14 protein-coding genes and 8 pseudogenes are annotated in these 23923 nt (G+C 68.8%); 8 read left to right on the top strand and 14 right to left on the bottom strand.

The window, feature by feature from the left end; translation table 11 throughout:
* Both J7I98_RS32590 and J7I98_RS32585 read left to right on the top strand, forming a co-directional pair.
* A complete protein-coding gene (locus J7I98_RS32590; protein WP_214928662.1) occupies positions 1-228 on the top strand; it encodes an MbtH family protein in 228 nt (75 codons plus the stop codon).
* Positions 229-283: 55 nt separating this feature from the next.
* A complete protein-coding gene (locus J7I98_RS32585; protein WP_214928661.1) occupies positions 284-1633 on the top strand; it encodes a hypothetical protein in 1350 nt (449 codons plus the stop codon).
* Positions 1634-1727: 94 nt separating this feature from the next.
* Here J7I98_RS32585 and J7I98_RS32580 read toward each other — a convergent pair whose 3' ends face one another.
* The 3 genes from J7I98_RS32580 to J7I98_RS32570 are packed head-to-tail and all read right to left on the bottom strand — an operon-like array spanning position 1728 to position 5319.
* Entirely contained in the window at positions 1728-2855 is a 1128-nt protein-coding gene (locus tag J7I98_RS32580) for an alpha-hydroxy acid oxidase (protein ID WP_214928660.1), read from the bottom strand.
* Positions 2852-3949 carry a 4-hydroxyphenylpyruvate dioxygenase gene (gene hppD / locus J7I98_RS32575; RefSeq protein WP_214928659.1) on the bottom strand — a complete coding sequence of 366 codons (1098 nt, stop codon included), beginning with the start codon at positions 3947-3949 and terminating at the stop codon, positions 2852-2854. Before hppD ends, J7I98_RS32580 begins: the two co-directional genes overlap by 4 nt.
* A gap of 44 nt (positions 3950-3993) precedes the next feature.
* Complete coding sequence (locus J7I98_RS32570) at positions 3994-5319, bottom strand: PLP-dependent aminotransferase family protein (protein ID WP_214928658.1); 1326 nt, start codon at positions 5317-5319, stop codon at positions 3994-3996.
* Positions 5320-5771: 452 nt separating this feature from the next.
* Between J7I98_RS32570 and ccsB the strand changes: the two genes are divergently transcribed.
* Positions 5772-6932, top strand: coding sequence for a c-type cytochrome biogenesis protein CcsB (gene ccsB, locus J7I98_RS32565; RefSeq protein ID WP_214928657.1), 1161 nt, complete (start codon positions 5772-5774; stop codon positions 6930-6932).
* A 201-nt stretch (positions 6933-7133) separates the two neighbouring features.
* Here ccsB and J7I98_RS32560 read toward each other — a convergent pair.
* A pseudogene (locus J7I98_RS32560) lies at positions 7134-7259 on the bottom strand (transporter); the annotation flags it as partial.
* 279 nt (positions 7260-7538) lie between these two features.
* Between J7I98_RS32560 and J7I98_RS32555 the strand changes: the two are divergent.
* A complete protein-coding gene (locus J7I98_RS32555) occupies positions 7539-8024 on the top strand; it encodes a VOC family protein (RefSeq protein ID WP_214928656.1) in 486 nt (161 codons plus the stop codon).
* A gap of 409 nt (positions 8025-8433) precedes the next feature.
* On the opposite strand, the gene J7I98_RS32550 is transcribed toward J7I98_RS32555, so the two are convergent.
* From J7I98_RS32550 to J7I98_RS32535, 4 genes are all read right to left on the bottom strand, one after another.
* Positions 8434-9849 (bottom strand): amidase, encoded by a 1416-nt coding sequence (locus J7I98_RS32550; protein ID WP_214928655.1) that lies wholly within the window; start codon positions 9847-9849, stop codon positions 8434-8436.
* A 670-nt stretch (positions 9850-10519) separates the two neighbouring features.
* Entirely contained in the window at positions 10520-11998 is a 1479-nt protein-coding gene (locus J7I98_RS32545; protein WP_214928654.1) for a glutamate--cysteine ligase, read from the bottom strand.
* Positions 11999-12358: 360 nt separating this feature from the next.
* Positions 12359-12556 carry a hypothetical protein gene (locus J7I98_RS32540; RefSeq protein ID WP_214928653.1) on the bottom strand — a complete coding sequence of 66 codons (198 nt, stop codon included), beginning with the start codon at positions 12554-12556 and terminating at the stop codon, positions 12359-12361.
* A gap of 203 nt (positions 12557-12759) precedes the next feature.
* Positions 12760-13326, bottom strand: a complete 567-nt coding sequence (locus J7I98_RS32535; RefSeq protein ID WP_214928652.1) for a CE1759 family FMN reductase — start codon at positions 13324-13326, stop codon at positions 12760-12762.
* 254 nt (positions 13327-13580) lie between these two features.
* On the opposite strand from J7I98_RS32535, the pseudogene J7I98_RS41610 reads away from it, so the two are divergent.
* Positions 13581-13724, top strand: a pseudogene (locus J7I98_RS41610) (short-chain fatty acyl-CoA regulator family protein); the annotation flags it as partial.
* A gap of 296 nt (positions 13725-14020) precedes the next feature.
* A complete protein-coding gene (locus tag J7I98_RS32525) occupies positions 14021-15694 on the top strand; it encodes a hypothetical protein (protein WP_214928650.1) in 1674 nt (557 codons plus the stop codon).
* Between the two features lie 31 nt (positions 15695-15725).
* Here the strand turns inward: J7I98_RS32525 and J7I98_RS42705 are convergent.
* The 5 genes and pseudogenes from J7I98_RS42705 to J7I98_RS32500 form a co-directional block, all read right to left on the bottom strand.
* A pseudogene (locus J7I98_RS42705) lies at positions 15726-15869 on the bottom strand (pirin-like C-terminal cupin domain-containing protein); the annotation flags it as partial.
* 1467 nt (positions 15870-17336) lie between these two features.
* Positions 17337-17651, bottom strand: a pseudogene (locus tag J7I98_RS41600) (SAM-dependent methyltransferase); the annotation flags it as partial.
* Positions 17652-17712: 61 nt separating this feature from the next.
* A pseudogene (locus J7I98_RS41595) lies at positions 17713-17925 on the bottom strand (DUF1330 domain-containing protein); the annotation flags it as partial.
* 48 nt (positions 17926-17973) lie between these two features.
* On the bottom strand, positions 17974-18243 hold the full coding sequence (locus J7I98_RS32505; protein WP_214928646.1) for a hypothetical protein: 270 nt from the start codon (positions 18241-18243) through the stop codon (positions 17974-17976).
* An 84-nt stretch (positions 18244-18327) separates the two neighbouring features.
* Positions 18328-19692, bottom strand: a complete 1365-nt coding sequence (locus J7I98_RS32500) for a cytochrome P450 (protein WP_214928645.1) — start codon at positions 19690-19692, stop codon at positions 18328-18330.
* 465 nt (positions 19693-20157) lie between these two features.
* Between J7I98_RS32500 and J7I98_RS32495 the strand changes: the two are divergent.
* Positions 20158-21048, top strand: a pseudogene (locus tag J7I98_RS32495) (transposase); the annotation flags it as partial.
* A gap of 33 nt (positions 21049-21081) precedes the next feature.
* Positions 21082-21954 (top strand): annotated as a pseudogene (locus J7I98_RS32490) (IS5 family transposase).
* 1650 nt (positions 21955-23604) lie between these two features.
* Here the strand turns inward: J7I98_RS32490 and J7I98_RS32485 are convergent.
* Positions 23605-23778 (bottom strand): annotated as a pseudogene (locus J7I98_RS32485) (glutamate--cysteine ligase); the annotation flags it as partial.
* Positions 23779-23923: the final 145 nt, after the last annotated feature.

Below are 23923 nucleotides of genomic sequence, written 5' to 3'. Positions count from 1 at the left end.
ATGGCTACCAACCCCTTCGAGGACGAGAACGGCACCTATCTGGTCCTGGTCAACGCGGAGGGCCAGCACTCGCTCTGGCCGTCCTTCGTCGAGGTGCCCGCCCGCTGGGACCGCGTCTTCGGCGAGGACACCCGGCAGGCGTGCCTGGACCACATCGAGCAGAACTGGACGGACATGCGCCCCAAGAGCCTGATCGACGCCATGGGTGCGCACCGCGCCGACGCTTGACACGGCCGTCGGGGATCTGGTGACAAGTGACTGGTGAATTGGTGAGAGCGTGAACATGACGAAGAAGACGCCGGTGGGGGGATCCGCCGACCAGCGCGAGGACGGGCAGATCGGCGTCGGCGGCACGGCCCTGGGACACGGCACCCGGGCGAGCCGCGCACAAGCGCTGCGCGCGGCGGTCGACGCCGTGACCGCCTGGTCCCACCAGGTGCTCGGGGACGGCCGGCCGGACTTCGCCGGCTTTCCGTACGAACAGGTCGTGGGTTACTACCAGCAGGTGGGCAAGGCGGTGGCCGCGCCCGAGCTGGTCGCCCTGCTGCGCGGGGCCCGGCTCGGCATCGAGTGCGCGGGCCGCGCCCGGCCCTGGGCATCGCCGGACACCTGGCTGTTCGACACCTGGCTGCCGCTGACCTTCACCGACCGGCCGATGAGCTACGTCTCGTATGCGGGCAACGACGTCCTGCGCATCGCCGAGTGGGAGTCGGACGGCAGCCCCGAGGCGACGGAGCGCGCCGACGACCTGCTGACGGCGGTGCTCCTCGCCGACCTGGTGGTGCGCGAGAGCGACGCGCTCGCCGCGGCCCGGGACAGCGACCGGCAGCGGTCCCGGACCACCGCGGTGTGGCAGGCCCTCGCCCGGCTCCCGGAGTACGCGCCGCTCGCCCTGGCGGACACCGCGCCGCTCGACGAGGTGCGGGCCGCGCTTGGTGAGGGCGGGTCCGACGCGGCGGCGCCGGCCGCGCGCAAGGCTGTCGACGCCATCCGTGCGCAGGCGCCGGACGCGCTGCTGCGGGCGGTGGACGTCGCGCTTCTCCCGGTCACGACGCTCCACGACGAGCGGATGTTCGTCCGCTCCATCCAGCTCTTCGAGCGGCTGTTCGCCCGGGTGGCGAGGGCTCTGACGTTCGCCGTCGAGGCGGTCCGCACGGACCGCCCCGCCAACGCGGTGGCGTTCCTGGAGACGGCCGGCACCCGCCTCGCGGGCGCGACGTCCCCGCTGTACCGGGTCCTGACCACCATGCCGCCGGAGTCCTTCGCGGTGATACGCGACCACACCCACGGTGCGAGCGCCATCCAGTCCCGGCCCTATCAGCTGGTCGAGACGGTGAGCGCGAAGCGTGCCGGTGAGGCGCACTCCCCGGAGAAGGGGCCGCTGTTCGCCCTCGACGCCACCCTGCAGGAGCAGTTCCTGACGCGCGTCGGCGGCTGGCCGACCGCGGACGCGCGGCGCCTGGAGGAGGCCATGCGGGCCCTGGACGCGGGCTGGCGGGGCATGAAGCGCACGCACTGGGGCGTCACGATGAAGATCATCGGCCGTGTGCCGGGCACCGGCGGCACCGCGGGCGCCGACTACCTCAAGGCGGCGGCGGACGTGGCGCTGTTCCCGCAGCTGGCCGACGTGTAACTCCCGCTCACCGTACGGAAAGGGGGCGGCCGGACCTGAGTCCGGCCGCCCCCTTCCCTTTCCCGGTTTCCTTTCCGGTTTCTTTTGCGGTGCGTCAGAGACGTACGACGTCGAGGGCGCGCGCGGCCGCGAGATCGGGACAGCCCGACAGCAGGAGCGCTTCCCTCAACTCGGTGTGCAGCAGCCGCAGTACGTGCCGCGCGCCGTCCTCGCCGTCCGCGGCGAGCCCCCACAGCACCGGCCGCCCGCACAGCGCGCCGTCGGCGCCGAGCGCCAGAGCGCGCAGGATGTCCGCACCGGTGCGCACACCACTGTCGAACAGAACCGCGCAGCGCCCGCCGACCTCGTCGAGCACCGCCGTCAGCGCCGTGACGCTCGGCGGCGCGGCCGGGAACTGCCGGCCTCCGTGGTTGGAGACGATCACTCCGTCGGCGCCGACGCCGACGGCGCGGACGGCATCCCGTGGGTCGAGGATGCCCTTCAGGACCAGCGGCAGCGCGGTCTGTTCGCGCAGCCAGGCGAGGTCGTCCCAGCCGATCGCCGGGTCGAAGGAGAGCGCGGTGTGCGTGGCGACGGCGGACGCCCCGGACTGCCGCGTGTGTGCGGCCGTGATCCCCGCCGCGTCCGTGTCCGGTGCCGGGCCGAGGTTGGCGGCCCGTACGTCGTGCGGCAGCGTGAAGCCGTTGCGCACATCACGCAGCCTGCGGCCCATGTGGGGCACGTCGACGGTGACGACCAGCGCCTCGCATCCGGCCATCTCCGCGCGGCGGACCAGGTCGAGGGCCACGGCCCGGTCGCGCATCCAGTACAGCTGGAACCAGCAGACCCCGCCGACCGCGGTGATCTCCTCGATCGGGTAGCTGCTCAGCGTGCTGATGATGTACGGGATCCCGGTGTCATGCGCGGCGCGCGCCGCGGCGAGCTCGCCGTCCGGGTGCAGCAGCCGCTGGTACGCCATCGGCGCCACGGCGAGCGGCAGCTCGGCCGTGCTGCGCAGCAGCGTGCCGGACGTGTCGGCCTCGCCCGAGCCGCCGAGCACCCTCGGCACCGGGCGGACGGCGTCGAGGGCGGCCCGGTTGGCGGCCTGGGTGGACTCGTCGCCGCTGCCGCCGTCGACGAAGTCGCGTACGTCCGCGGGGAGCCGGTCCGCGGCGAGCCGCGCCACCTCGGCGACGCTCACCGCGGCGGCCCGCCGGTCCACCTCGTGCACGGGCACGGTCATGCGCCCGTTTCCTCCTGCCGCGCCCGCTCCATCTCCAGCTCGACGGCGCTGTACAGGGCCTTGATGTTGCCGCTGCCGAAGGTCCGCGCGCCGAGCCGCTCGATGACCTCGAAGAACAGCGTGCCGCGCGGGTGGACGGACTTGGTGAAGATCTGCAGGAGCTGGCCGTCCTGGTCCTCGTCGACCAGGATGTTCAGCTCGCGCAGCGCGTCGACGGAGTGGCGCTGCAGGTCGAGCCGCTCGGGCACCTGCTCGTAGTACGCGCCCGGCGTGGTGAGGAAGGCCAGGCCGTTTTCGCCGAGCCCGCTCACGTCGCGGACGATGTCGTCGGTGGCGAAGGCGATGTGCTGGACGCCGCCGCCCCCGTGCACCTTGATGAACTTGTCGATCTGGCCCGGCTCGCGGGAGGTGTCCGGCTCGATCAGGGTCAGCGTCACCGCGCCGGAGCGGCTCTGCACGACCTTGGAGTCCATGGCCTGGCCGCCGACGACGATGCGCTCGGTGAAGACCATCTCGAAGTCTAGGACGGTCTCGTAGTACGCGACCGTCGCGTCGAGTTGGCCGGCTTCCAGGCAGACGGCGAAGTGGTCGATGGTGTGCAGCCCGACCGCGGTCGCGGCGGGGGCCGCCTGCTCCTGGCCGGTCACGGGCGTCAGACCGGGCAGCGCGAGGGCCTCCTGGTCGGCGGTGCGCTGCACGAAGGTGTGCGTGACGTCGCCGAACGCGCCGATGGTCGCGGTGACGATGCCGTCGTGCTCCCGCGGCTCGGCCACCGGGCGGGCCCCGCGCCGCACCGCCTCGGCGTAGGCGGCCGCTGCATCCGCGGTGCTCAGGGCGATGTCCGACACGCCGTCGCCGTGGCGCTCGACGTAGGCGGCCGCCGGATGGTCGGAGCCCTGCGCGTCGGTGAGCAGCAGGCGTATGCCCTCGCGGCCGACGGCGGTCATCCGTGCCGCGCCGTCCGTGGCGTCGGGCCCTGCCGCCTTCGCGTACACGCCCAGGCCGTAGTTGTTCACAAAGAAGTTGGTTGCCTCGGCGAGATCATCGACCGCGAAACCGACGTGATCGATGCGCAGATCACCCAAGGGACTCATGACATTCCTTCTCAATATGATGATGGTTGTTCGTGACGGAGAATTCAGGCGGCACACTGCTCGCGAATGAACGTCGCGAGACGGTGGATACCGGCCGTGATTTCCTCCGGTGACAGGTAGCTGAAGGAAAGACGGATCTGGGGCCGCGGCTTTCCGTCGCCGTAGAAGTGGTGCATCGGCGTCCACAGGACCTTGTGGCGCCGGGCGGAGTCTTCGAGGAGCGCGTCGTCGACGGGAAACGGAACGGTGAGGACGACGAAGAATCCGCCGCCGGGCGTGTTCCAAGTCACGCGCGGACCCGTGCCTTCCGGGAAATTGCGGGCCAGTTCGTTCAGTACGTGCCGCAGGTTGCCCTGGTACAGCTCCGTCTCCCGGACATTGGCCGCGCGCAGGCTGTAGCCGTTCGCCACGAGCTTGCCGCCGATGACGGCCTGGGCGACCGGTGACGTATTCACCGTGAGCATGCTCTTGATCTTCGCCAGCTCGTCGGCGAGGAGTACGGTGCCGTCCGCGCCGGCCCGGCTCACGCGCTGGTCGGCCACCACGAACCCGATGCGGGCGCCCGGCAGTCCGGTCTTGGCGTACGAGCCGAGGTAGACGACGCGGCGCCGGTCTCCGTCGAGCGACTTGAGCGTGGGCAGCGGCTCGCTGTCCGGGGCGTGGAACAGGCCGTACGGGTTGTCCTCCAGGATGAGGAAGTCGTGCTCCGCAGCCAGGCGGATCAGCGCCTCGCGGGTGTCGACGCCGAGGCTGACGCCCGACGGGTTGGCGAAGTCCGCCACCACGTAACAGGCGCGCGGCCGCAGCCCCGCCGCCTTGGCCTCCTCGACGACCCGCACCAGGTCGTTGAGGTCGATGCCCTCGGCGTTCTCCCGGACGGGCAGCACCCGCATGTCCGTCAGCTCGGCCGCCCCGGTCGCGCCCACGTAGCAGGGCATCGTGGCGAGCAGCACGTCCTTGTCGCTCCTGCGCAGCGCGCGCAGCGTGAGGAAGAGCGCCTCCTGGCAGCCGACGGTCACGACCACGCTCTCCGGGTCGACGTCGATGTCCTCGTCGACGGAGAGGTTCTTCGCGATCAGGTCGTGGATAATGCCCTTCGTGCGCCCGTACTGCAGGATCGTGCGGCGCACGCGGGCCTCGTCGCCGCCGTGCACGGACCGCAGATGGTCCTCGAAGACGCGGAGGTGACGGTGGACGTCCTCGGTGTCGAAGAATCCCTCGTACGGCCGGCCCGCGGCCATGGAGAGGGCCTCCGGGAAGCGCTGGGAGATCTCGTTCAGGAAGTTCATCGACTCGATCACGGGTGAATCGAGAGAGCCGTGCATCTCGAGCGCGTGGAGTTCTGCGTCCCTGTGGATTTCTGCGTGCATATCGTGGCACTCGGCGACAGCGGCCGAATTCCCCCCTTTAAAAACAGAACGGGGCCTCGGCACATCACTTGTCACTCACAGAATGGGAACCCGGCCCCCGCTGACGGGTCCCCGCGAAACACGGCGTGCGCGGCTAAGGTACGCGCAACACATCTCGCTCGATTTTTGATCGAATCATTGATCGATTCAATCACGCCGCCTGATTGAGCGTCAACCTGCGCCCTGAAGCGGCTCGGCACGCGGCGGCCACACCCATCCCCCCTTTCTCCGCCGGGCGTTGGCACGGACCAGGCACCCGCCACACCTGCCGGTCAACTGCCCGTAATGCGACGGCCAATGCGGCATCGCGCGCAGGACCCCGGCTGCCGTCCCGTCAAGTGTGGAGGCTAGGCTCCCCTACGGGTGCGGAGCGTGCCCGGCCCGCAGTCTGAATCCTCCAAAGGGGTCAAGAAATGAATCTGGCCGCCAACGAGAACTTGGCGCATATCAGTAACGTGCTGATCTATTCGGCAATGGCCGTCTACACGTTGGCCTTCCTCGCCCACATCACCGAATGGATTTTCGGTAGCCGCAGCAAGGTCGGGCGCACGGCCGCCGCGCTGGTGGCCGAGGAGGGGAGCCGCGGGGCGGCCGGGGCGACGGCCCGGGCACAGGCCGCCGAGGGCGGCGGCACCGCGGTGCTCGACCGGCCGAAGGTCATCGAGCGGTCACGGACCGAGACCCGCGACATCGCCGACGGCCCCGGCGCGCACGGCGACGACTCGCAGGGCGACCTGTACGGCCGTATCGCCGTCTCCCTGACGACGCTCGCCTTCCTCATCGCGGCCGGCGGTGTGGTCAGCCGCGCGCTGTCCGTGATGCGGGCGCCGTGGGGCAACATGTACGAGTTCTCCACCACCTTCGCGACGGTGGCCGTCGGCGTGTACCTCGCCCTGCTCTTCGCCAAGAAGAACGTGCGCTGGATCGGGCTGCCGCTGGTCACCACCGTCCTGCTCGACCTGGGTATCGCCGTCACCTGGCTCTACACCGACAGCGCCCCGCTCGTCCCGGCCCTGCACTCGTACTGGCTGTGGATCCACGTCTCCACGGCCATCTTCTGCGGCGCGACGCTCTATCTGGGTGCGCTGTCCGCGCTGGTCTACCTCTTCCGCGACCGTTACGAGGTACGGCTCACCGACGGCCGCGTCGCCGCCTCCGAGCGCGGCCTGGCCCTCGCCCTGCGCGACAAGAAGGGCCCGGCCGGGGCCCGTCTGATGCTGTGGGCCCGGGTCGCGGGCAACGACATCCTGTCCCGGCTGCCCGCCTCGGCGACCCTGGACCGCTTCTCCTACCGCATCAACGCCGCGATCTTCCCCCTGTGGACGTTCACGATCGTGGCGGGCGCGATCTGGGCGGGCGACGCCTGGGGCCGCTACTGGGGCTGGGACCCCAAGGAGGTCTGGTCGTTCATCACCTGGGTGGGATACGCGTGCTACCTCCACGCCCGCGCCACGGCCGGCTGGAAGGGCCGCAAGGCCGCCTACATCGCCCTGTGCGCCTTCGCCGCCTACCTGTTCAACTACTACGGCGTGAACTTCCTCTTCGGCGGCAAGCACTCATACGCCGGGGTCTGAGCCACCGTAACGCAAGGAGCTGGGCCCTTCCCGATCGGGAGGGGCCCAGCTCCTTATGTGCGTACCGCGCTGTTGCTACCGACGGCGCCCGGGCGCGCCACCGGCCTGCGCCGCTGAACTCCCCGGCCAACTCACCCCAGCCTGTTCCCACATGCGCTACGAGCGCGCCCGACCCAGCGTGGCCGGCGTCGACAACTACGTGACGCCCCGCAGCGTCTCCACGCGCGCTTCGACGAGGCTCTGCACGTCCGCCTCGACCTCAGCAAGACGCGGCATGACCTCGGTCACGCCGCTTTTCGTCGTGTGGAACAGCTTCAGGCCCGACACCTTCCCCTCCGCGGCCTCGACGAGGCCGGTGCGGAGGCCCCGGCACCGCCTCCATGGTGGGCACGCCGTCCCCCGGCTCAGGCCCATGTCTGCGCGGCGACAGCAGAACGGCGGCGGCCACGTTGCAGAAGGAATGGGCCGGCACTGAAGCTGCCGCCCTTCGGGGCATCCCGTGGTCAGCCGCCGCGCGGCGTCGGCGCGTGGCCCGGGGTTTCGGGATACCAGTGGTCGAAGGCCGCGGTCAGCGGTGATCGTCACTGTTCGGAAAGGCGGGAGACCGTGACCGTCCAGCCCATCCCCGAGGGATATCCGCGGGTCACGCCGTACCTCTGTGTCGACGGAGCCGCAGCCGCGATCGACTTCTACGTGTCCGTGCTCGGCGCGGAAGAGCGCATGAAGATGCCGGCCCCAGGCGGCAAGATCGGCCACGCCGAGCTGGCGCTGGGCAACGCGGTCATCATGCTCGCGGACGAGTACCCGGATATGGGATTCCGATCCCCGAAGGCGGTCGGCGGCACGCCGATCACCCTGCACGTGTACATGGAGGACGTCGACACGGTGTTCGCCAAGGCCCTCGCCCGGGGCGCCAAGGAGCTGTCGCCGGTCAAGGACGAGTTCTACGGCGACCGCACCGGTCAGCTCGAAGACCCTTTCGGCCACCGCTGGAGCATCGCCTCGCACATTGAGGACGTCCCCGCGGAGGAGATGGAGAAGCGGGCCAAGGAGGCCATGCAGTCCATGAACCCCAAGCCTAACGGCGCTTGATCCACCCGCCGCTGCCCCGCAGCACTGTCCCCAGACCGCCGCCCGCGCGGAAAGCAACGTCGCCGTTGCTCATGGGCCTCCCACCTGGACGGACCAGACAATCTGGTGGCCGCCCCGGTAGCCGCGACCACTGCATGCCCCAGCGAGAGGTCAGGAAGTGCTCGATGTCGGTCGGTTGCTCAACCCGGCCGCCGATCCGCAGGACGAGTTCGCTCCCACCGCGAGGCCCGGGCCGGCGCCGACTGCTCGTGTACGTGACCGTGAGTCCCTCACGGCAAACCTCCATCCGCAGATCCGCCCCGGTCGGCTGAGGGCGCCTCGCACCTCCATGCGGGGACGGCGCCAGGACCTCCTGGCCAGGAGCGAGCGGCCGTCGCAACCGCGGGAGGCGCGGAGGACAGCCGCAATGTCACACGTCCTGGATACGCCGGAAAGGGCGGTCCGCCTCCAGCGCGAACGCGACCTCCAGCAGCGTCCGTTCACTGCCGGGGCGGCCGGAGAACATGACGCCGATGGGCAGCCCGTCCTCCGTCGTACTCGTGGCGGGCACCGAGATCGACGGTGTACCGACGACGTTGTTGACCGGTGTGAACGCGACGTACGCGAGGATCCGTTCGATCAGTGTCGGGTAGGGAACGGCCGGGCTGAGGTGACCGATCGGTGGCGTGGTGTGGGCGAGCACGGGGGAAAGGACGAGGTCGAGCCCGCGGAACGCCGCCGCGTATGTTTCCCTTGTACGCTTCAGCCTCCGCAGCACTCCCGGAGTGCGCCGCCAGTTCTCCAAGTACGCCTCCCGCAGCCCCCGACTGAGGCCGTCCATGCGGCGCCGGTCGAAATCCGCACCGAGGGTCCGGCCCGTGACGCCGAGGAGGAACGACAGCAGCCCCCAGTACGTGAGGAAGTCCTCGGTGAAGCGGGGGTCGATGTCCAACACCACCGGCTCCACGGTGTGGCCCAGCCGTTCGAGCTTCGCCACGGTCTCCGTGACGGCCGCCCGGGTGGCGGTGTCGCAGTGGACACCATTCGGCGAGTCCAGCAGAAAGCCGATGCGCAACCGCTTCCCCGAGGGGCCTTCGACCAGGCCCAGGGGCGGCAGCTTGGGGTTGCGCCAGTACGTCTCGGCAGCGGCAAGGAATGCGGCGGTGTCCCGCACGGAACGGCTCACGATGCCGTCGGACACGATGTCAAGCGGCAGTTGACGGCCCTGGGCATTCGCCACGACCCGGCCACGGGTCGGCTTGAGACCGACCAGTCCGCAGCAGGCGGCGGGGATCCGGATCGAGCCACCGCCGTCGTTGGCATGCGCGATCGGCACCGCCCCGGCGGCGACTAGCGCTGCGCTGCCGCCCGACGAACCACCCGCCGAGTAGCCCGTGTTCCACGGGTTGCGAACAGGCTCGGCGCCCTCGCACTCCGTGGTCGGACTGAACCCGAACTCGGGCAGCCGGGTCTTGCCCAGCACCGTGACACCGCTGCTCAGGAACTGCCGGGCGAACGGCGCATGCCGCCGCGCGGCCCTCGGAGTGAAGGCTGCGCTGCCGTGGCCGGTGGGCAGTCCCAGGTAGTCGGTGTTGTCCTTGACAAAGGTCGGCACCCCGGCGAAGGCACTGCCCGCCCCGGTAGCGTGCGCCGGAGCATCAATGTGCACCTGGACCGCGCTGAGCCGCGCCTCGACCGCCCGTACCCGCTCTGCCGCATCCCGGGCGACTTCGGCGGCGCCGACCTCACCCCGCCGGATCGCCTCGGCGAGACCGACGGCGTCGTGCTCCCCCAGGGCGTCGTCCCGGAAAGCGTGCACCGTGGCCCGTTCCTCGAAAGTCGACACCGCTACCTCAGCCCCCGGTTGCGTGGATGGTTGTCCGCCATCATTCCTTACCGACAAGTAACACGCGAGAGGTCCGCGGGTACCCGCAAGGCCGACACCCAAGGCCAAGGCACCCCATGCCGAAACCGTTGGCGCACGGGAGGTGCTGGGTGGCATCGCATGCAGCCCAGGCAGCTCGAACACCTTGACACAAAATGTGTTAGTTGCAGTCAAAAGCTTCGATTCTTCCGGTAGTTGTCAGCTCCAGGTGAAGGTGAGTACGAGTGTGCTGGTGGCCGTGCTCGGCTGCATGGTCCTGTCCGGTTGCGGCACTCGGAGCGCCACCACCGATCAGACCCCCGCAGGCAGCGGCAGCTGTGGCGTGCCCAAGCCCGAGGACCTGCCGGTTGAGAGGGCGCGCCCACACCGAGGTACGGGCCGGGCGAGACCCCCCCGGGTGTTCCGAAGCTGGACGCGCCCACGCCCTGACCGAATCGCACCGGACGTGCGCAAAAAGAAAGGGGGGTGCCTCTATGCCCTTCGTCAAGCGCGGGCCGGTCATGCGTGGGCCGTTTCGGGTCCGCGTGCCTCTTGAGGGGCCGATCTTTCACACTCTGGCCGGGAGAGCATACGCCCGCAGCCCGAGCGGATCACGCTGTAGTGGCCACGGCCGAGGCTCCGGGAGCGGGAATCACTCGACCGGCCAGGTGTGAGCCGGGGCGTTCAAATGCATGTAGTCGATGTACTGCAGGGTCATCCGCCTCAGCGCCTGGTGTCGGTCCTCGTGGGCGCTGTCGTGGATGTGGTGGAACATCTCCGACTGCCACACCGCGCCATTACGACCGCTGACGCACCGCTGCTCGATGATTCCCAGCAGCGGCTCCCGCCAGGCCGCGTCCATGCCCAACCACTCCAGCCCGCGGTTCGCCAGCGGCAGCAGGCGCCGCAGCACCAGCTCGGTCACGGGAACCTCGCCCATCCCGGGCCAGTACAGCTGCGCGTCGATTCCGTGCCGCGCCGCGGCGTGCAGATTGTCCTCCGCGGCCGAGAAGGACATCCGGGACCAGACGGGCCGGTCCTCGTCGACCAGGGCGCGGACCAACCCGTAGTAGAAGGCACCGTTCGACAGCACGTCGGACACCGTGGGACCTGCGGGCAGCACCCGGTTCTCCACCCGCAGATGCGGTACACCGTCGACGACGGCGTAGACGGGGCGGTTCCAGCGGTAGATCGTCCCGTTGTGCAGGGTGAGCTCGGCCAGTCCGGGGAATTTGCCGCGGTCGAGCGTCTCCTGCGGGTCCTCGTCGTCGCACAGCGGCAGCAGCGGCGGGAAGTACCGTACGTTCTCCTCGAAGAGGTCGAAGACGGAGGTGATCCACCGCTCGCCGAACCACACCCGGGGCCGCACTCCTTGCACCTTGATCTCGTCCGGCCGGGTGTCGGTGGCCTGCTCGAACAGCGGAATACGCGTCTCACGCCACAGCTCCTTAGCGAACAGGAACGGAGAGTTCGCTGCCAAGGCCACCTGCACCCCTGCGATGGCTTGCGCGGCGTTCCAGTAGTCCGCAAACTCATGCGGCGAGACCTGCAGGTGGAACTGGGTGCTGGTACATGCCGCCTCCGGCGTGATCGTGTCCGCGTAGGTCCGCAGCTTCTCCACCCCGTCGACCGAGATCAGCAGGTCCTCGCCCCGCGCGGAGAAGATCTGCTCGTTCAACAAGTGGTACCGCGGATTCTCGGACAGCGACGCGAGACCGACGTCCTTCAGCTCCAGCGTCGGCAGAATTCCGATCATGAGCAGATGCGTGCCGATCGCGGCTGCCTTCTCCTCGGCGTGGTTGAGCGCGTCCCGGATCTCCTGCTCCCAGGAGTCGGGACCCCCCGCGGTGAGCTGCCGCGGGCCGATGTCGATCTCCAGATTGAACCGGCCCAGCTCGCTCGACCAGGAGGGATCCGCGATCGCCTCCAGGACGTCCGTGCTGCGCATGGCGGGCTCGGCAGCGGCGTCCACGAGGTTCAGTTCAATCTCCAGACCGACCTGTGGCCGCTCGAAATCGAACCGCGCCTCCCGCAGCATCCGCGCGAACACGTCGAGGCATGTGTGCATCTTGTTCCGGAACTGGCGACGGTCGTCACGGGTGAACACCAGCGCCGGGACGTCGCGTCCCATTCGGCCCTCCCGAGTCTCGTCGGCACCGAACCCCACGTTAAGCATCCCACTCCAGGGGCGACCCAACCACTGAAGCCGTCGGGCGGCGGACGCGGCACGCTCCCGCCCTCGCCCGAGGACCGGGCCTAGCGCACCTGAACTGTGCCTGACAACGGAGCCTTCTGGAAGCGCGACGTCAACGGCCTGGTCGACGTGCTCCATCGCCGGCTCCCCGCGCCGCACGGCGACGAGACCTTCTCGGGCTCGGCGAGAACCAGCTCGTCGCACTATTCCTTCGGGCAGCGGACGGCCATGGACGTCTCGTCGTCGGACAGGGCAGGGACATCTTCCCGGCGACCCGGAAGGTGGCACGGACCAAGCCTAGGCACTTTGCCCGGCTGTGTCGGCGGGCATCGCCCGTTGGACCAGCAGGGCCACAGCCTGTTCCGCGCCCACGGAGTGGAGGGTTTCCAGGAGCTGGGCGATCCGGATCAGGGAGGTGCCGCGCAATCGTTCGGCGGCGAGGAGGGAGAGCTGGGCCGCCCTCTGGTGCGCTCCGATCTCGTGCAGCGTTTTCAAGAGGTGCTGTACCCCGAAGACATCGTCTTCGTCGGGGTCACCCCTGGAACACCCGTATCCCGCGCCGCTTCGCCGTCGCCGCCTCCCCGAGGATCGTGGACTTGCCGCTGCCCGCAGGTCATTCCACGAGGACGATCCCGCTCTCGTCGCGGGCAAGCGAGTCCAGCCGCGCCTCGATGAACGCCAGGTCCGGACCCCCGGCCTCAGTCGAAGCGCAGGTCGGCGAGTTGCCGTTCGAGGGCGGTGACGTCGTCCTCGGGGTCGGCCCGGGGCGGGCGGGCAGCCATGAGTGCGGCCAGTCCGCCGCCCGCCCGCCGGACGCGCGCGGGCAGGCCGTCGGTGTACTCGTCTCCCCCTGATCCCCAGTCCTCGGACGCCGCGTACACCGCGGTGGGGACGACGGCGGCGCGCAGATAGGCGAAGAGTGGGCGCAGGGCGTGCTCCAGGACCAGGGAGTGGCGAGCGGTACCGCCCGTCGCCGCGACCAGGACCGGCTGCCCGGTGAGAGCGTCCGGGGCGATCACGTCGAAGAAGGACTTGAACAGCCCGCTGTAGGAAGCCGTGAACACTGGAGTCACGGCGATCAGGCCGTCGGATCCCGTCACCGCGTCGATCGCGGCGGCCAGTCGCGGCGGTGCGAAACCGGTCACGAATTGGTTGGCGACGTCGCCGACGAGTGCGCGCAGCTCGACGACCTCGATCGACACGGCGTGGCCCTGGTCGACGAGTGCGAGCGTGCCGATCCCGCCCTGGCGGGGGCGGGATCGCACGGACCCGGCCCGGGGGGCGAGTTCGCTGTGGGGAGTTTCCCCCGGCTCCCCGGGGAGCCTGTGGGGAGTTCGAGCGGTACAGATCAGAAAGCTCCTGAAAGGGCCTGAAAGGAGAGTTCCCGCAGGTCAGGGGCTTTGCGCACCAAGCCCAGGCAAGTGGCCCGCACACGTGCCTTACACACCCGCGACCGCTCTTACGGCCGAGAAGCCCCGCCTCCACCATGCGGTGACGCAGCGGCGGCGGTACGTACAGGGACCTCGACAATGCTTCCTCCGTCATGCCCATCGGCATGGGCTGCCGCCTCTGCGAACGCACCGACTGCCCTCAGCGGGCCGTACCGCCCCCGGACCGCCGGCCGGCGATCGACGAGAACAACAGCACCTTCGTCCCCCTACCCCGTGGCCGGCGCGCGGGCGGGCATCGACTGACGGGGATCGCCCCCCTGGGTGCCACCTACCTGAGCAGGCGGGCTGACGCCGGACCGCCCCGCGGCACATACCCGCGGAACCCGCACGCACGCGTGCGTTTCCCGGCCGGGCGACATCGGTTCTACCCCTCGGCCGCAGGTGTCCCCAGAGACCCTCACCACGTTGGGACAGTGCGTGCCGGTCGCGGCGCGTCCACATGTCCGGCCGGGCCGAACGGCTCGTACGCGCCACCTGGCTGACCGGACCGTACCTTCAGGAGAGACGGATGGACTACTACGACCTCGGCACCCACACCCGCCCCGTGACGACGTCCTCCCCGTCCGCCCAGATGTGGTTCGACCGCGGGCTGCTCTGGTCGTACGGCTTCCACCACGAGGAGGCGGTCTCCTGCTTCGAAGCCGCCGCCGCGGCGGATCCGGACTGCGCGATGGCCTACTGGGGCATCGCCTACGCCCTCGGTCCGAACTACAACAAGCCCTGGGAGTTCTTCGACGGCGAGGACCTGGCCCGAACCGTCGAGCGTACCCACGCGGCCGTCGAACGCGCCCACGAGAAGGCGGCCGGCGCCACTCCCGTCGAGCAGGCCCTGATCCAGGCGTTGCGGTACCGGTATCCGCAGGCGGAGGCGGTCGAGGACTGCTCGGTGTGGAACAAGCCCTACGCCGACAGGATGCGCGCCGTGTACGAACTCGCTCCCGACGACCTCGATGTCGCCACACTCCATGCTGACGCGCAGATGAACCTCACGCCATGGCAGCTGTGGGACCTGCCGACCGGGCTGCCGGCGGCAGGCTCCCGCACGTTGGAGGCCAAGGCGGTCCTCGATCGGGCGATCGGCACCGGGCCCGGGAAGACGCACCCCGGCCTTCTGCACATGTACATCCACCTCATGGAGATGTCCCCGACCCCCGAGGCCGCCCTGCCCGTCGCGGACCGGCTCCGTGGCCTCGTACCGGATGCCGGGCATCTGCAGCACATGCCCACCCACCTGGAGGTGCTCTGCGGGGACTACCGGCGTGTGGTGTCGGACAACACCACCGCGATCGCCGCCGACGAGAAGTACTACGCGCGGGCCGGCGCGATGAACTTCTACACCCTGTACCGATCGCACAACTACCACTTCAAGATCTACGGTGCGATGTTCCTCGGTCAGTCGGCGACCGCCCTGGAGACCGCCGCACAGCTCGAAGCCTCCATCCCCGAGGAACTGCTGAGGGTGCAGAGTCCGCCCATGGCCGACTGGCTGGAGGGTTTCCTCGCCATGCGGGTACACGTGCTCATCCGCTTCGGCCGCTGGACCGACATCCTGGAACTGCCGCTGCCCGCCGACCCCGAGCTGTACTGCGCGACCACGGCGATGCTCCACTACGCCCGCGGCGTCGCCTTGTCGGCGACCGGCCGGATTCCCGAGACGGAGACCGAACGCGAACTGTTCCGTCAGGCCGTCTCCCGCGTACCCGAGTCACGCATGCTGTTCAACAACACCTGCGTCGACATCCTCGCGATCGCGTCGGAGATGCTCGACGGCGAACTGGAGTACCGCAAGGGGAACCACGACACCGCCTTCGCCGCACTGGAGCGATCGATCACACTCGACGACAACCTTCCCTACGATGAGCCGTGGGGATGGATGCAGCCCACACGGCACGCGTACGGCGCCCTGCTTCTCGAACAGGGACGTGTGGAAGAGGCGGAGGCCGTCTACCGGGCGGACCTGGGCCTCGACGACACGCTGCCGCGTCCTTCGCAACACCCCGGCAACGTATGGGCACTGCACGGATTCCACGAGTGTCTCCTGCGCCTGGGCAAGAGCGCGGAAGCGCAGATCGTGGCCCAGCAACTGAAGCTCGCTTCCGCCATGGCGGACGTACCGATCAACGCGTCCTGCTTTTGCCGTCTCGAAGCCGTCGCCGGCGCGACGGAAGGCGGCTGCTGCTGACGACCCGCGAACCGCGGCCGCACGCGTACGTTTTCAGCGCCACCGGCGGGAGTTCGGGAGCGGGGAGGCGGTCGTCGGCGTAGCCATGGACCTCGCCGAAGCGGGTGCCCTCCATCCAGTCCCTGCAGGCCTGCTCGATTTCCTCGTGGGAGCGGCCGACGAAGTTCCACCACAACTCAGTTGAGATATTGGCGGGCGGTAGGCCGCAGCCGTCTTCCCTGAGGAAACAAGGCCCCCGATCTTGCAGGGGAGAGCCCGTTAACGGAGCCGCCTCTTGCCGCATCTTCACTCCGAGACCTCTGCTGGGGCTTGTCGACGTGACATCACCGCGCCCGCGTCGGGGTCAGGGAGCGAAGGCTTCGCGAGCCGCTACGGCGCGCTCAGCGGGAGCAAGCTCCCTGTTTCGCGCGAGTCCTCGGAAGGTATTCCGAGCGGCTGACAGACGGCTCACGTACTCGCCATAGATCTCCGGTCGCACCGCCGCAGTACGGTCCTGGCGCTCAAGCTGCCAGCTCTGCTGTCGAGGACGGCTGCGGATGCGGTCGCAATAGCGGCACCCACTGCCGCGCTTGCCAATGTCATCCACCCCATGTCCGCACGTTAGACGGCGAGGAAACGGGGTGGAGCCCCGCTCCGCACCAAGGCCCGGTCAGAGGTTCAGCTTGGCTCAGGCTATGTGCGCGCAGCACCGACACCCGCCCGATCCGTGCCGAATGTCGAAGTTCAACGCTGCGTAGTCAGCACCAAGTCAGCAGAGGTGATCAGGGGTGCTGACATGCGGTTTCAGGTCAGCACCAAACCACCACGGGAGTCAGCACCGGGCCACCAAAACGAGCCGAAACGCGCAACTCAGGACAGGCCACCTGCTGGCCTTCCACGCGGTGCTCGGAGCAGCGTCCAAGCGCCTGTCATGGTGGCCGCGGGCACAGCCACCCTCGGAACTATGGTGTCCCGCCACATGGGACGTTGACCTGCGTGTTTCTACGGTGTGGCGACACGGAACGTCCCCGTCAACTGTCCGGAAGTGGTGTTCATGGCCGCCCCCGCAACCGCTCCCCCAACACCCAGCTCCCTCAAGCGCATTGTCGCCGCCAGCCTCATTGGCACGACGATCGAGTGGTACTACAACTCATCGCATGAGCGCTACCACCTGCGGTTTCGCGCTATCTGAGCGGTCCGAGTCAGCACCGAACCAGTACCGTTCCCCGGGCGCGGCCCTCGGTGGCATCCATACGTCTCCATGCCTGCCCGTCCGTACCTGGCCAGGACCACTGCCAACCGCTACAGACAGTCATTACCAGAGTCCCGTGGCCATCCTCCCTACCGTCACACCGTGCGATGAGTGGTGGTGGTTGCGCTCCATTGGCGGGGGGGCAGTTCTGACCGGCGGGAGAGCATGTCAGTAGGGGTGAGTGCGCGAGGAGTCGCTGACCAGTTAGCTGTTGGCTGCCTACCAGGCGTGACACATGAGTGAAAGCGGCTGAGTTGAAGCGGCACAACCGGAGGAGGCGCGGGCAAACCAGCAGGAAACACTGCGGCGTGAAAGCGCCACCGCTCACTCCACATGACCCAACCCAACGACCAACTCATCATGTAGGGCACGGCCTTAGAGCTTGCGTGCGACCCCGCCGAGCATGGTCACCTAATCGGGCGGGCCAGTGTCATCCGCCTCAGGACGCCGCCGGATGCACGACACCACACCGGGGTCGATGAGCTCGAGGCCGTCGAAGCACCGAGCCATCTGGCCGGGAGCGCGCTGAGTGAGCTTCGGGGTGCCGTGCTCGTTTCAGAACGCCACTGCCGCGTCCACATCAGGCATCGCCTGATCCGTGACCGGGTGGGAGAGATTAGTTGGCTCCCCGACGGCAGTGCGTCCATCAGGCTGCCGACGATGCTGTACGCCTCCGCGTCTTTCCAGGAAGATGACCACGCCAAGCAGCATAAGCGCGGCCGGCTCGTCCCTCGACGAACATCATGCGACGGCCGTTGATATTGGACCGCGTTGCCCGGGCCTGCGCGTACTCCGGCGATGTGTACCGGCCTTTTGCCTGCTCCAGGCTGGGGAACTCGATGACCACCATGCGATTCGAGTCGGCCCAGTCGCCTTCGAGGGCCTCCGGAAGAGCCTCGCGTATGAAATACCGGCCGCCGTAGTGGGCGATGGACGCCTGCGCCGACTCTCGGTACCTGCATACCTCCGGGGTGTCCGGATGTTGGGCCTCGGCTATCACGTATGCAGTCACGCGGTCACGATGACATGACTGTCGCTGGCTCGCATTTTAACCGCGAGCCGTAGGGATGCGGGGCCGCAGCGCCGCGTAGGTGGCCCAGTCGGTGGCAAGGCCGGAGGCCCGCTCGGCAGCGAAGGCCGGGTTGCACCCGATGAGGTCAGCCAGGACCGGTGCCGGGATGTCGCGCAGGAGTTCGTCAAGGGCAGAGACACGGCTGGCCCTGGTGATCCCGGGGTCGCGGAGCCGTTCGCGTATCCGCCTCGCAGAGATCGGCTGGCCGGGCAGCCGGCCGGGGAAGAGCCGCGCACGACGTCGCATCGTACGCCGCGGCGGTCGAGCGGCAGCCCCCACTCGACCGCACGCACCCCGCGCGGCTCCCCACCACGGCTGGGAGCGCAAGCGCTAGACGGCGGTGCCCGTTTGACGGGGTTCCACGGTCATGACCATCTTCCCGGGGCGGACGGTGGCCCGGGCCACCGGTCGCACCGTCTGCCCCGATTTCAGCGTGAAGCGCACCTGGCGCAGGATGGTCGCCAGGCCCGTGATCAGCTCCATCATCGCGAACCGGTCGCCGATGCACCGGTGCTTGCCCGCGCCCCACGACAGAAGAGCTCCCGGCGGGGGCTTCTGCGTGCCGTCCAGCCAGCGGTCGGGATCGAACCGCAGCGGATCGGGATACAAGCCGGGATCGCGGTGCAGGGCGTGCTGGCAGTAGGCGAGGTTCGTGCCGGCGGGCAGTGTCCACTGCCCGAGCGTGGTCTCAGTGAGGGTGCGGCGTGTCAGGATCCAGCCCGTGACATGCAGCCTCAGCACCTCTTTGATCACCCGGTCCAGGAGTGGCAGCTGGCTGGTGTCCGCGAAGGTCACCGGCCGGTCGCCGAGCACCTTCCCCAGCTCGTCCAGCACGTCAGCCTCGATGTCGGGATGCCGGGCGAGCTCATAGAGCACCCAGGCCAAAATCGTGGCCGTGTTCTCTGTCCCGGCCAACGCGAGCGTCAGGACCTCGTTGCAGATCTGCTCATCCGTCGGCGGTTGGCCGGTCTGCTCGTCAGGCACGGTCATTAGCACGGACAGCATGTCGCCGGTGTCGTGGCCGGTGGCGCGCAGTTCCGTGACGGCCGCGGAGATGGTGGCCCGGATGTCGGCACGAGCCCTGTCGAAGCGCCGGTTGACGGGGAGCGGCAGCCGCTTGGCCCAGCCCGGAAGCATGATGCGAACGCCAACGCTGTCCATCACCAGTGCCATGTTCTGGCGCAACTGACGGAAGGTGGCGGGGGCGAGGCGGTCGGAGAAGACGGTCTTGGTGAGCATGTCCAGCGACAGGCGGATCATGGTCTCCCGTACGTCGAGGCGCTGGCCCGGCGCCCAGGCTTCGAGCTCGGCCTCAGTCGCGGTGCGCATGATGTCGACGTACCGGCCGAGCTCGGGGCGCGCGAACGCCGGATACATCTGGCGGCGCTTGGCGGTGTGTTCGTCCCCGGCGACGGTGACCACGGAGTCGCCCAGCAACTCGCGCATTTCGTCGAAGAAGGGTCCCTTGTCGAGCGTGCTGGCGATCGGGTCGGTGAGCATCGCGCGGATCAGGGTGGGGTCCTGGACGACCAGCGTGTTGGTGCCCGGCTGGAGCGTGATCTCCACCAGCGGGCCGTACTCGCGACGGAGCGACGCAATGAAGGGGAGGGGGTCGGGGAAGAGCCGGAAGGCGTGGCCGAACAGCGGGAGCGATCCCGCCGCCCGGGGTATGGGGGAAGGCTCTACAAGCGTCATAAGGTGTCCCTTCTCGGTGATCAGGCGCCAAAATCACTTCCCTCCGGACGCTCCCCGGCAATCACCCAGGCCGCGTGTCCTCCAACACGCGCGAAGCTCGGGTGCTGAGTCCGGTGGCTGCCAGGCCCCTGTGCCAAACCTTCGACGGCGGAACGAAGTTGGCGCAGATCGTGTCCAGAGGGAGATCGAGCGTGGCTACGCTCTTGTCATGACCACCAGCGATCCTATTGAGCGACTCTCCGCGAGATTGGACCGGGCCTATTTGGTGCACAAGATCATGCGTCTACCTGGCGGCAGGGCGCGGTTGGAGTTCGGGCCCGGGCCGCGGATCGTGCTCTGCAGCACCTGTGCGTGCAAGGAGGCTGTTCGATCCTTGACCGCCACGAGCCAAGCGGCGATCTCATCCAGGTGCTGACCGGCAGCGCGGCAGCTGGGGTCGCGGCCTGCGTCGAGAAGGCCCACCGCTACTCGATCATCTGCGCGCTCGAGCCGGGCCGCAGCTCGTGGACCGCGCCCTTGGACGCGGTCCGCCTGGCACCCGGGGACGACTCCGCCACCGTCACTGCCGGGCAACTGCGTGATCTTCTGGAGCGACTGATCACGGCAGGGCAGTGGCAGCCGGGCGACCCGGACATCCTCATCATTGCGGACGCCGGATACGACGCACCCCGCCTGGCATTCCTCCTCAACGACCTGCCGGTACAGGTCCTGGTCCGGATGCGATCGGACCGAGTCCTGCGCAGGGCCGTCCCGCCCCGGCAGCCACATGCCCAGGGCCGCCCGCCCCGGCACGGAGGCGAGTTCGTCTTTGGCCAGCCCGACACCTGGGGCACCCCGGACGGCGAAACCGTCACCGACACCCGTCTCTACGGCACCGCCACCGCACGCTCCTGGAACCGGCTCCACCCCAAGCTGACCCACCGCTCCTCCTGGGCTGCAACCGACGGCACTCTCCCCATCGTCGAGGGACCAGTGATCCGCCTGGACATCGACCACCTGCCCAGCGGAGCAACCCCCAAGCCGGTCTGGCTGTGGTGGTCAGGCACCGACGCCACCCCCGCAGACACCGACCGCCTCTGGCAGGCATAGCTGCGGCGCTTCGACATTGAGCACACCTTCCGCCTGTTCAAGCAGACCTTTGGCTGGACCTGCCCGAAGGTCCGCACCCCAGAGGCGGCGGACCGCTGGACCTGGCTGATCCTCGCCACCTGCACCCAACTGCGGCTCGCCCGCCCGTTGGCAGCCGACCTGCGTCGCCCATGGGAAAGGCCCGTCCCACCGGACAGGCTCACTCCAGCCCGGGTCCACCGCGACTTTCGGCACATCCGCCCCAAGACCGCCTGCCCGGCCCAAGCGAAAGTCGATCAAGGTCGTGGATGATCAAGCGTTGTGAGGCGTGCGGATCTGACGAATAGCCTGGGCCCGGCTTGAGCCGTTCCTGCCTCTGGGCAAGAAGCCGGGCCGGCCGCCGACGTTGACGCGTCGGCAGTTGATCGACGGCATACGGTGGCGGACCAGAGCCAGTGCGCCTTGGCGCGACGTTCCGGAACGGTACGGGCCGTGGGACCGGGCCTACCACCTGTTCCGGCGAAGGCAGCGCGACGGCACCTGGAAGCGGATCTTCGAGCAGTTGCAGGCCGAGGCCGATGCGAAGGGCCTCATCACGTGGGATGTCAGCGTGGACTCCGCCATCGCCCGGGCTCACCAGCACGCCGCCGAGGCGCGTAAAAAGGGGCACTACAGAGGGAGCTTCCCGGCGGCGTCGACACCGAGCCCGACGACCACGGCCTCCGACGCTCGCGCGGCGGGCTGACCACCAAGCGGCACTTGGCCGTCGAGCAGGGGCAGAAGCAGCTCTCGCTCCTTGTCACCGCAGGTCACCGGCACGACAGCCCGCAGTTCCAGCCGGTCCTGGAGGCCATCCGGGTGCCCCGCACGGGACCGGGGAGACCGCGCACCAGGCCGGACAAGGTCCGGGCAGACAAGGCCTACGGCTCCCGGGCGAACCGCGCCTATCTGCGCGGACGTGGCATCGGCTGCACGATTCCGGAGAAGGCCGATCAAGTCCGCAACCGTAAGAAGCACGGTTCCCGCGGTGACCGGCCGCCGAAGTTCGACACGATCGACTACCGCGAGCGCCACGCGGTGGAGTGCGGCATCAACCGGCTGAAAAGGCACCGGGCCGTGGCCACGAGATACGCCAAACTAGCCGTTCGCTACGAAGCCACCGTCCTGGTCGCAGCCATCAACGAATGGCTGTGACCAGCACTTTCGCAACAGGCCCTGGTATGCATCGCCGCGTTCCATGCCCTTCAAGGCGCGGCCGCCAGCATCGGGACACTCATCGCATCGGGCACCATTGCCTGGTTGCTACATCGTTAGCCAGATCGACAACAAGTTCAATGCCGCGTTGGGGCGCTCCCATCCGGGGCGGCCGACTCGACGGACGAGGGTCAACGACCGGACAGGCAACCGCGACGGTGCTCGGCCCGGCTGACCTTTAGCACTGTTGCCGCCTGACACGTCATTGGTTGCCCAGCAACGCATACGTTCCAGCGTCGCTGGGCAGCCCTGGCCTGGGGGGCGTCGAAGGTTTTCACCGGGTCGAATGCCAGAGCATCAGGGCAAGCCAGCATGCTGCCGGTCGAGTCGGCGAACTGGACGGGCTCACTCCCTGACCGTGAGCCCGTCGTCGCCGTATGTCAGTCACCGGGAGGCCCTGAAACAGACGACCAGTCCCCGATTGCATGGATGCAAACGTCACCAGAGCGCGACCGGGACCGCCCGAAGCCGCAGCGCGCAGCCGGTCAGCCTAGCCAACAAGCGGTTATGGCTTCACCCTGCCTGGTACCCCGCCGGAACAAAACGGGGAGCGGCGGTGACCCGCTCCACCATCGAGGGCCGAGTACGCAGGTTCAGCTTGACCCCGACCACAGGTTTGCGGACACAGGAAGCAACGGGCGCCCGATCCATACCGAATGTCGAAGTTCAACGCTGCGTAGTCAGCACCAAACCAGCGCGGGAGAGGTGATCAGGGTGCTGACATGCGGTTTCAGGTCAGCACCAAACCAGCATGGGAGTCAGCACCGGATTACCAAAACGTGCCTGAACGCGCAACTCCGACAGGCGCCTGCTTGCCGTCCATGCGGTGCTCGGAGCAGCGTCTAAGCGCCTGTCATGGTGGCTGCGGGCACAGCCGTCCCTGGAACTGTGTTGTCCCACCACATGGGCTGCCGACCTGCCCCGCTTCTACGGTGTGGCGAAACGGAAACGTCCCCGCCAACTGTCCGGAAGTGGTGTTCATGGCCGCCCCCGCAACCGCTCCCCCAACACCCAGCTCCCTCAAGCGCATTGTCGCCGCCAGCCTCATTGGCACGACGATCGAGTGGTACGACAACTCATCCGATCAGAGCTACGACCTGCTGTTTTCTCGTCAGTACCCCTCCAAAGTCAGCACGGAACCAGCACCGGAGAATCCCGCGCTGTGTGGGGAGCAAGGAGGTGCACACTCTCGCTGGCTGCGAGCCCTGATGGCAGGCACCAAGGACCGTCACTCAACTTAGCGCGCGCTGCCGCGCTCTTCCGTCCGCTGGCCGCCGATCGCGCAGCAACGGCTGCTCGCCCCCGGCGGGTCTGGTGACAGACAAGCCGAACGCGTGATGTCCCCAGCCACGACGTCTGACTTGATGGCATCACGCGTTCGTGGTGGAAGGTCACGGACCGCTCGACGTTTGAGAGCCGGCGGTGGGCGCGCGAATTCGGCATCCAGCCACTCACCGCGGCCGTGAATTGGTCAGCGTCTCTTTGACGAAACGCCAAATAGACATACGCCGTTCCTCGCCTGGCGGCGCGGCCGGCGGCTGTTGCGCCGGGCCTTCCCGGCCGCCCTGCCGCCGCGCCCCCGCCGGTGGTCACCGCGCCATTACGACCGCTGACGCACCGCTGCTCGATGATTCCCAGCAGCGGCTCCCGCCAGGCCGCGTCCATGCCCAACCACTCCAGCCCGCGGTTCGCCAGCGGCAGCAGGCGCCGCAGCACCAGCTCGGTCGCGGGAACCTCGCCCATCCCACTGATGGCCGGTCGCCCCGGGCCCAGGGGCTGGTGGCCGAGCGGGCGGCGGACCCATGCCGACATCGCAACCTTGGTCCTGCTCGGTACGGGGGCCGACGAGCCGCACGACGGAGACATGGTCACCGGCGCCGTGATCGCCCGCCGCCTCCGCTTCCCTGCG

Origin of the sequence: Streptomyces sp. ISL-98, assembly GCF_018614055.1 — a bacterium.
Lineage (GTDB): Bacteria > Actinomycetota > Actinomycetes > Streptomycetales > Streptomycetaceae > Streptomyces > Streptomyces spiramyceticus.
The sequence above is the reverse complement of the archived record's forward strand: the minus strand, read 5'-3'. Positions and strand labels throughout refer to the sequence as shown.

What these genes read in the sequence shown, in the direction of transcription:
- J7I98_RS32500 (WP_214928645.1), bottom strand. Translation starts at nt 19,692, where the DNA reads ATGACGCTTGTAGAGCCTTCCCCCATACCCCGGGCGGCGGGATCGCTC.
- ccsB (WP_214928657.1), top strand. Translation starts at nt 5,772, where the DNA reads ATGAATCTGGCCGCCAACGAGAACTTGGCGCATATCAGTAACGTGCTG.
- J7I98_RS32525 (WP_214928650.1), top strand. Translation starts at nt 14,021, where the DNA reads ATGGACTACTACGACCTCGGCACCCACACCCGCCCCGTGACGACGTCC.
- J7I98_RS32545 (WP_214928654.1), bottom strand. Translation starts at nt 11,998, where the DNA reads ATGGGACGCGACGTCCCGGCGCTGGTGTTCACCCGTGACGACCGTCGC.
- J7I98_RS32570 (WP_214928658.1), bottom strand. Translation starts at nt 5,319, where the DNA reads ATGCACGCAGAAATCCACAGGGACGCAGAACTCCACGCGCTCGAGATG.
- J7I98_RS32590 (WP_214928662.1), top strand. Translation starts at nt 1, where the DNA reads ATGGCTACCAACCCCTTCGAGGACGAGAACGGCACCTATCTGGTCCTG.
- hppD (WP_214928659.1), bottom strand. Translation starts at nt 3,949, where the DNA reads ATGAGTCCCTTGGGTGATCTGCGCATCGATCACGTCGGTTTCGCGGTC.
- J7I98_RS32580 (WP_214928660.1), bottom strand. Translation starts at nt 2,855, where the DNA reads ATGACCGTGCCCGTGCACGAGGTGGACCGGCGGGCCGCCGCGGTGAGC.
- J7I98_RS32505 (WP_214928646.1), bottom strand. Translation starts at nt 18,243, where the DNA reads ATGCGACGTCGTGCGCGGCTCTTCCCCGGCCGGCTGCCCGGCCAGCCG.
- J7I98_RS32585 (WP_214928661.1), top strand. Translation starts at nt 284, where the DNA reads ATGACGAAGAAGACGCCGGTGGGGGGATCCGCCGACCAGCGCGAGGAC.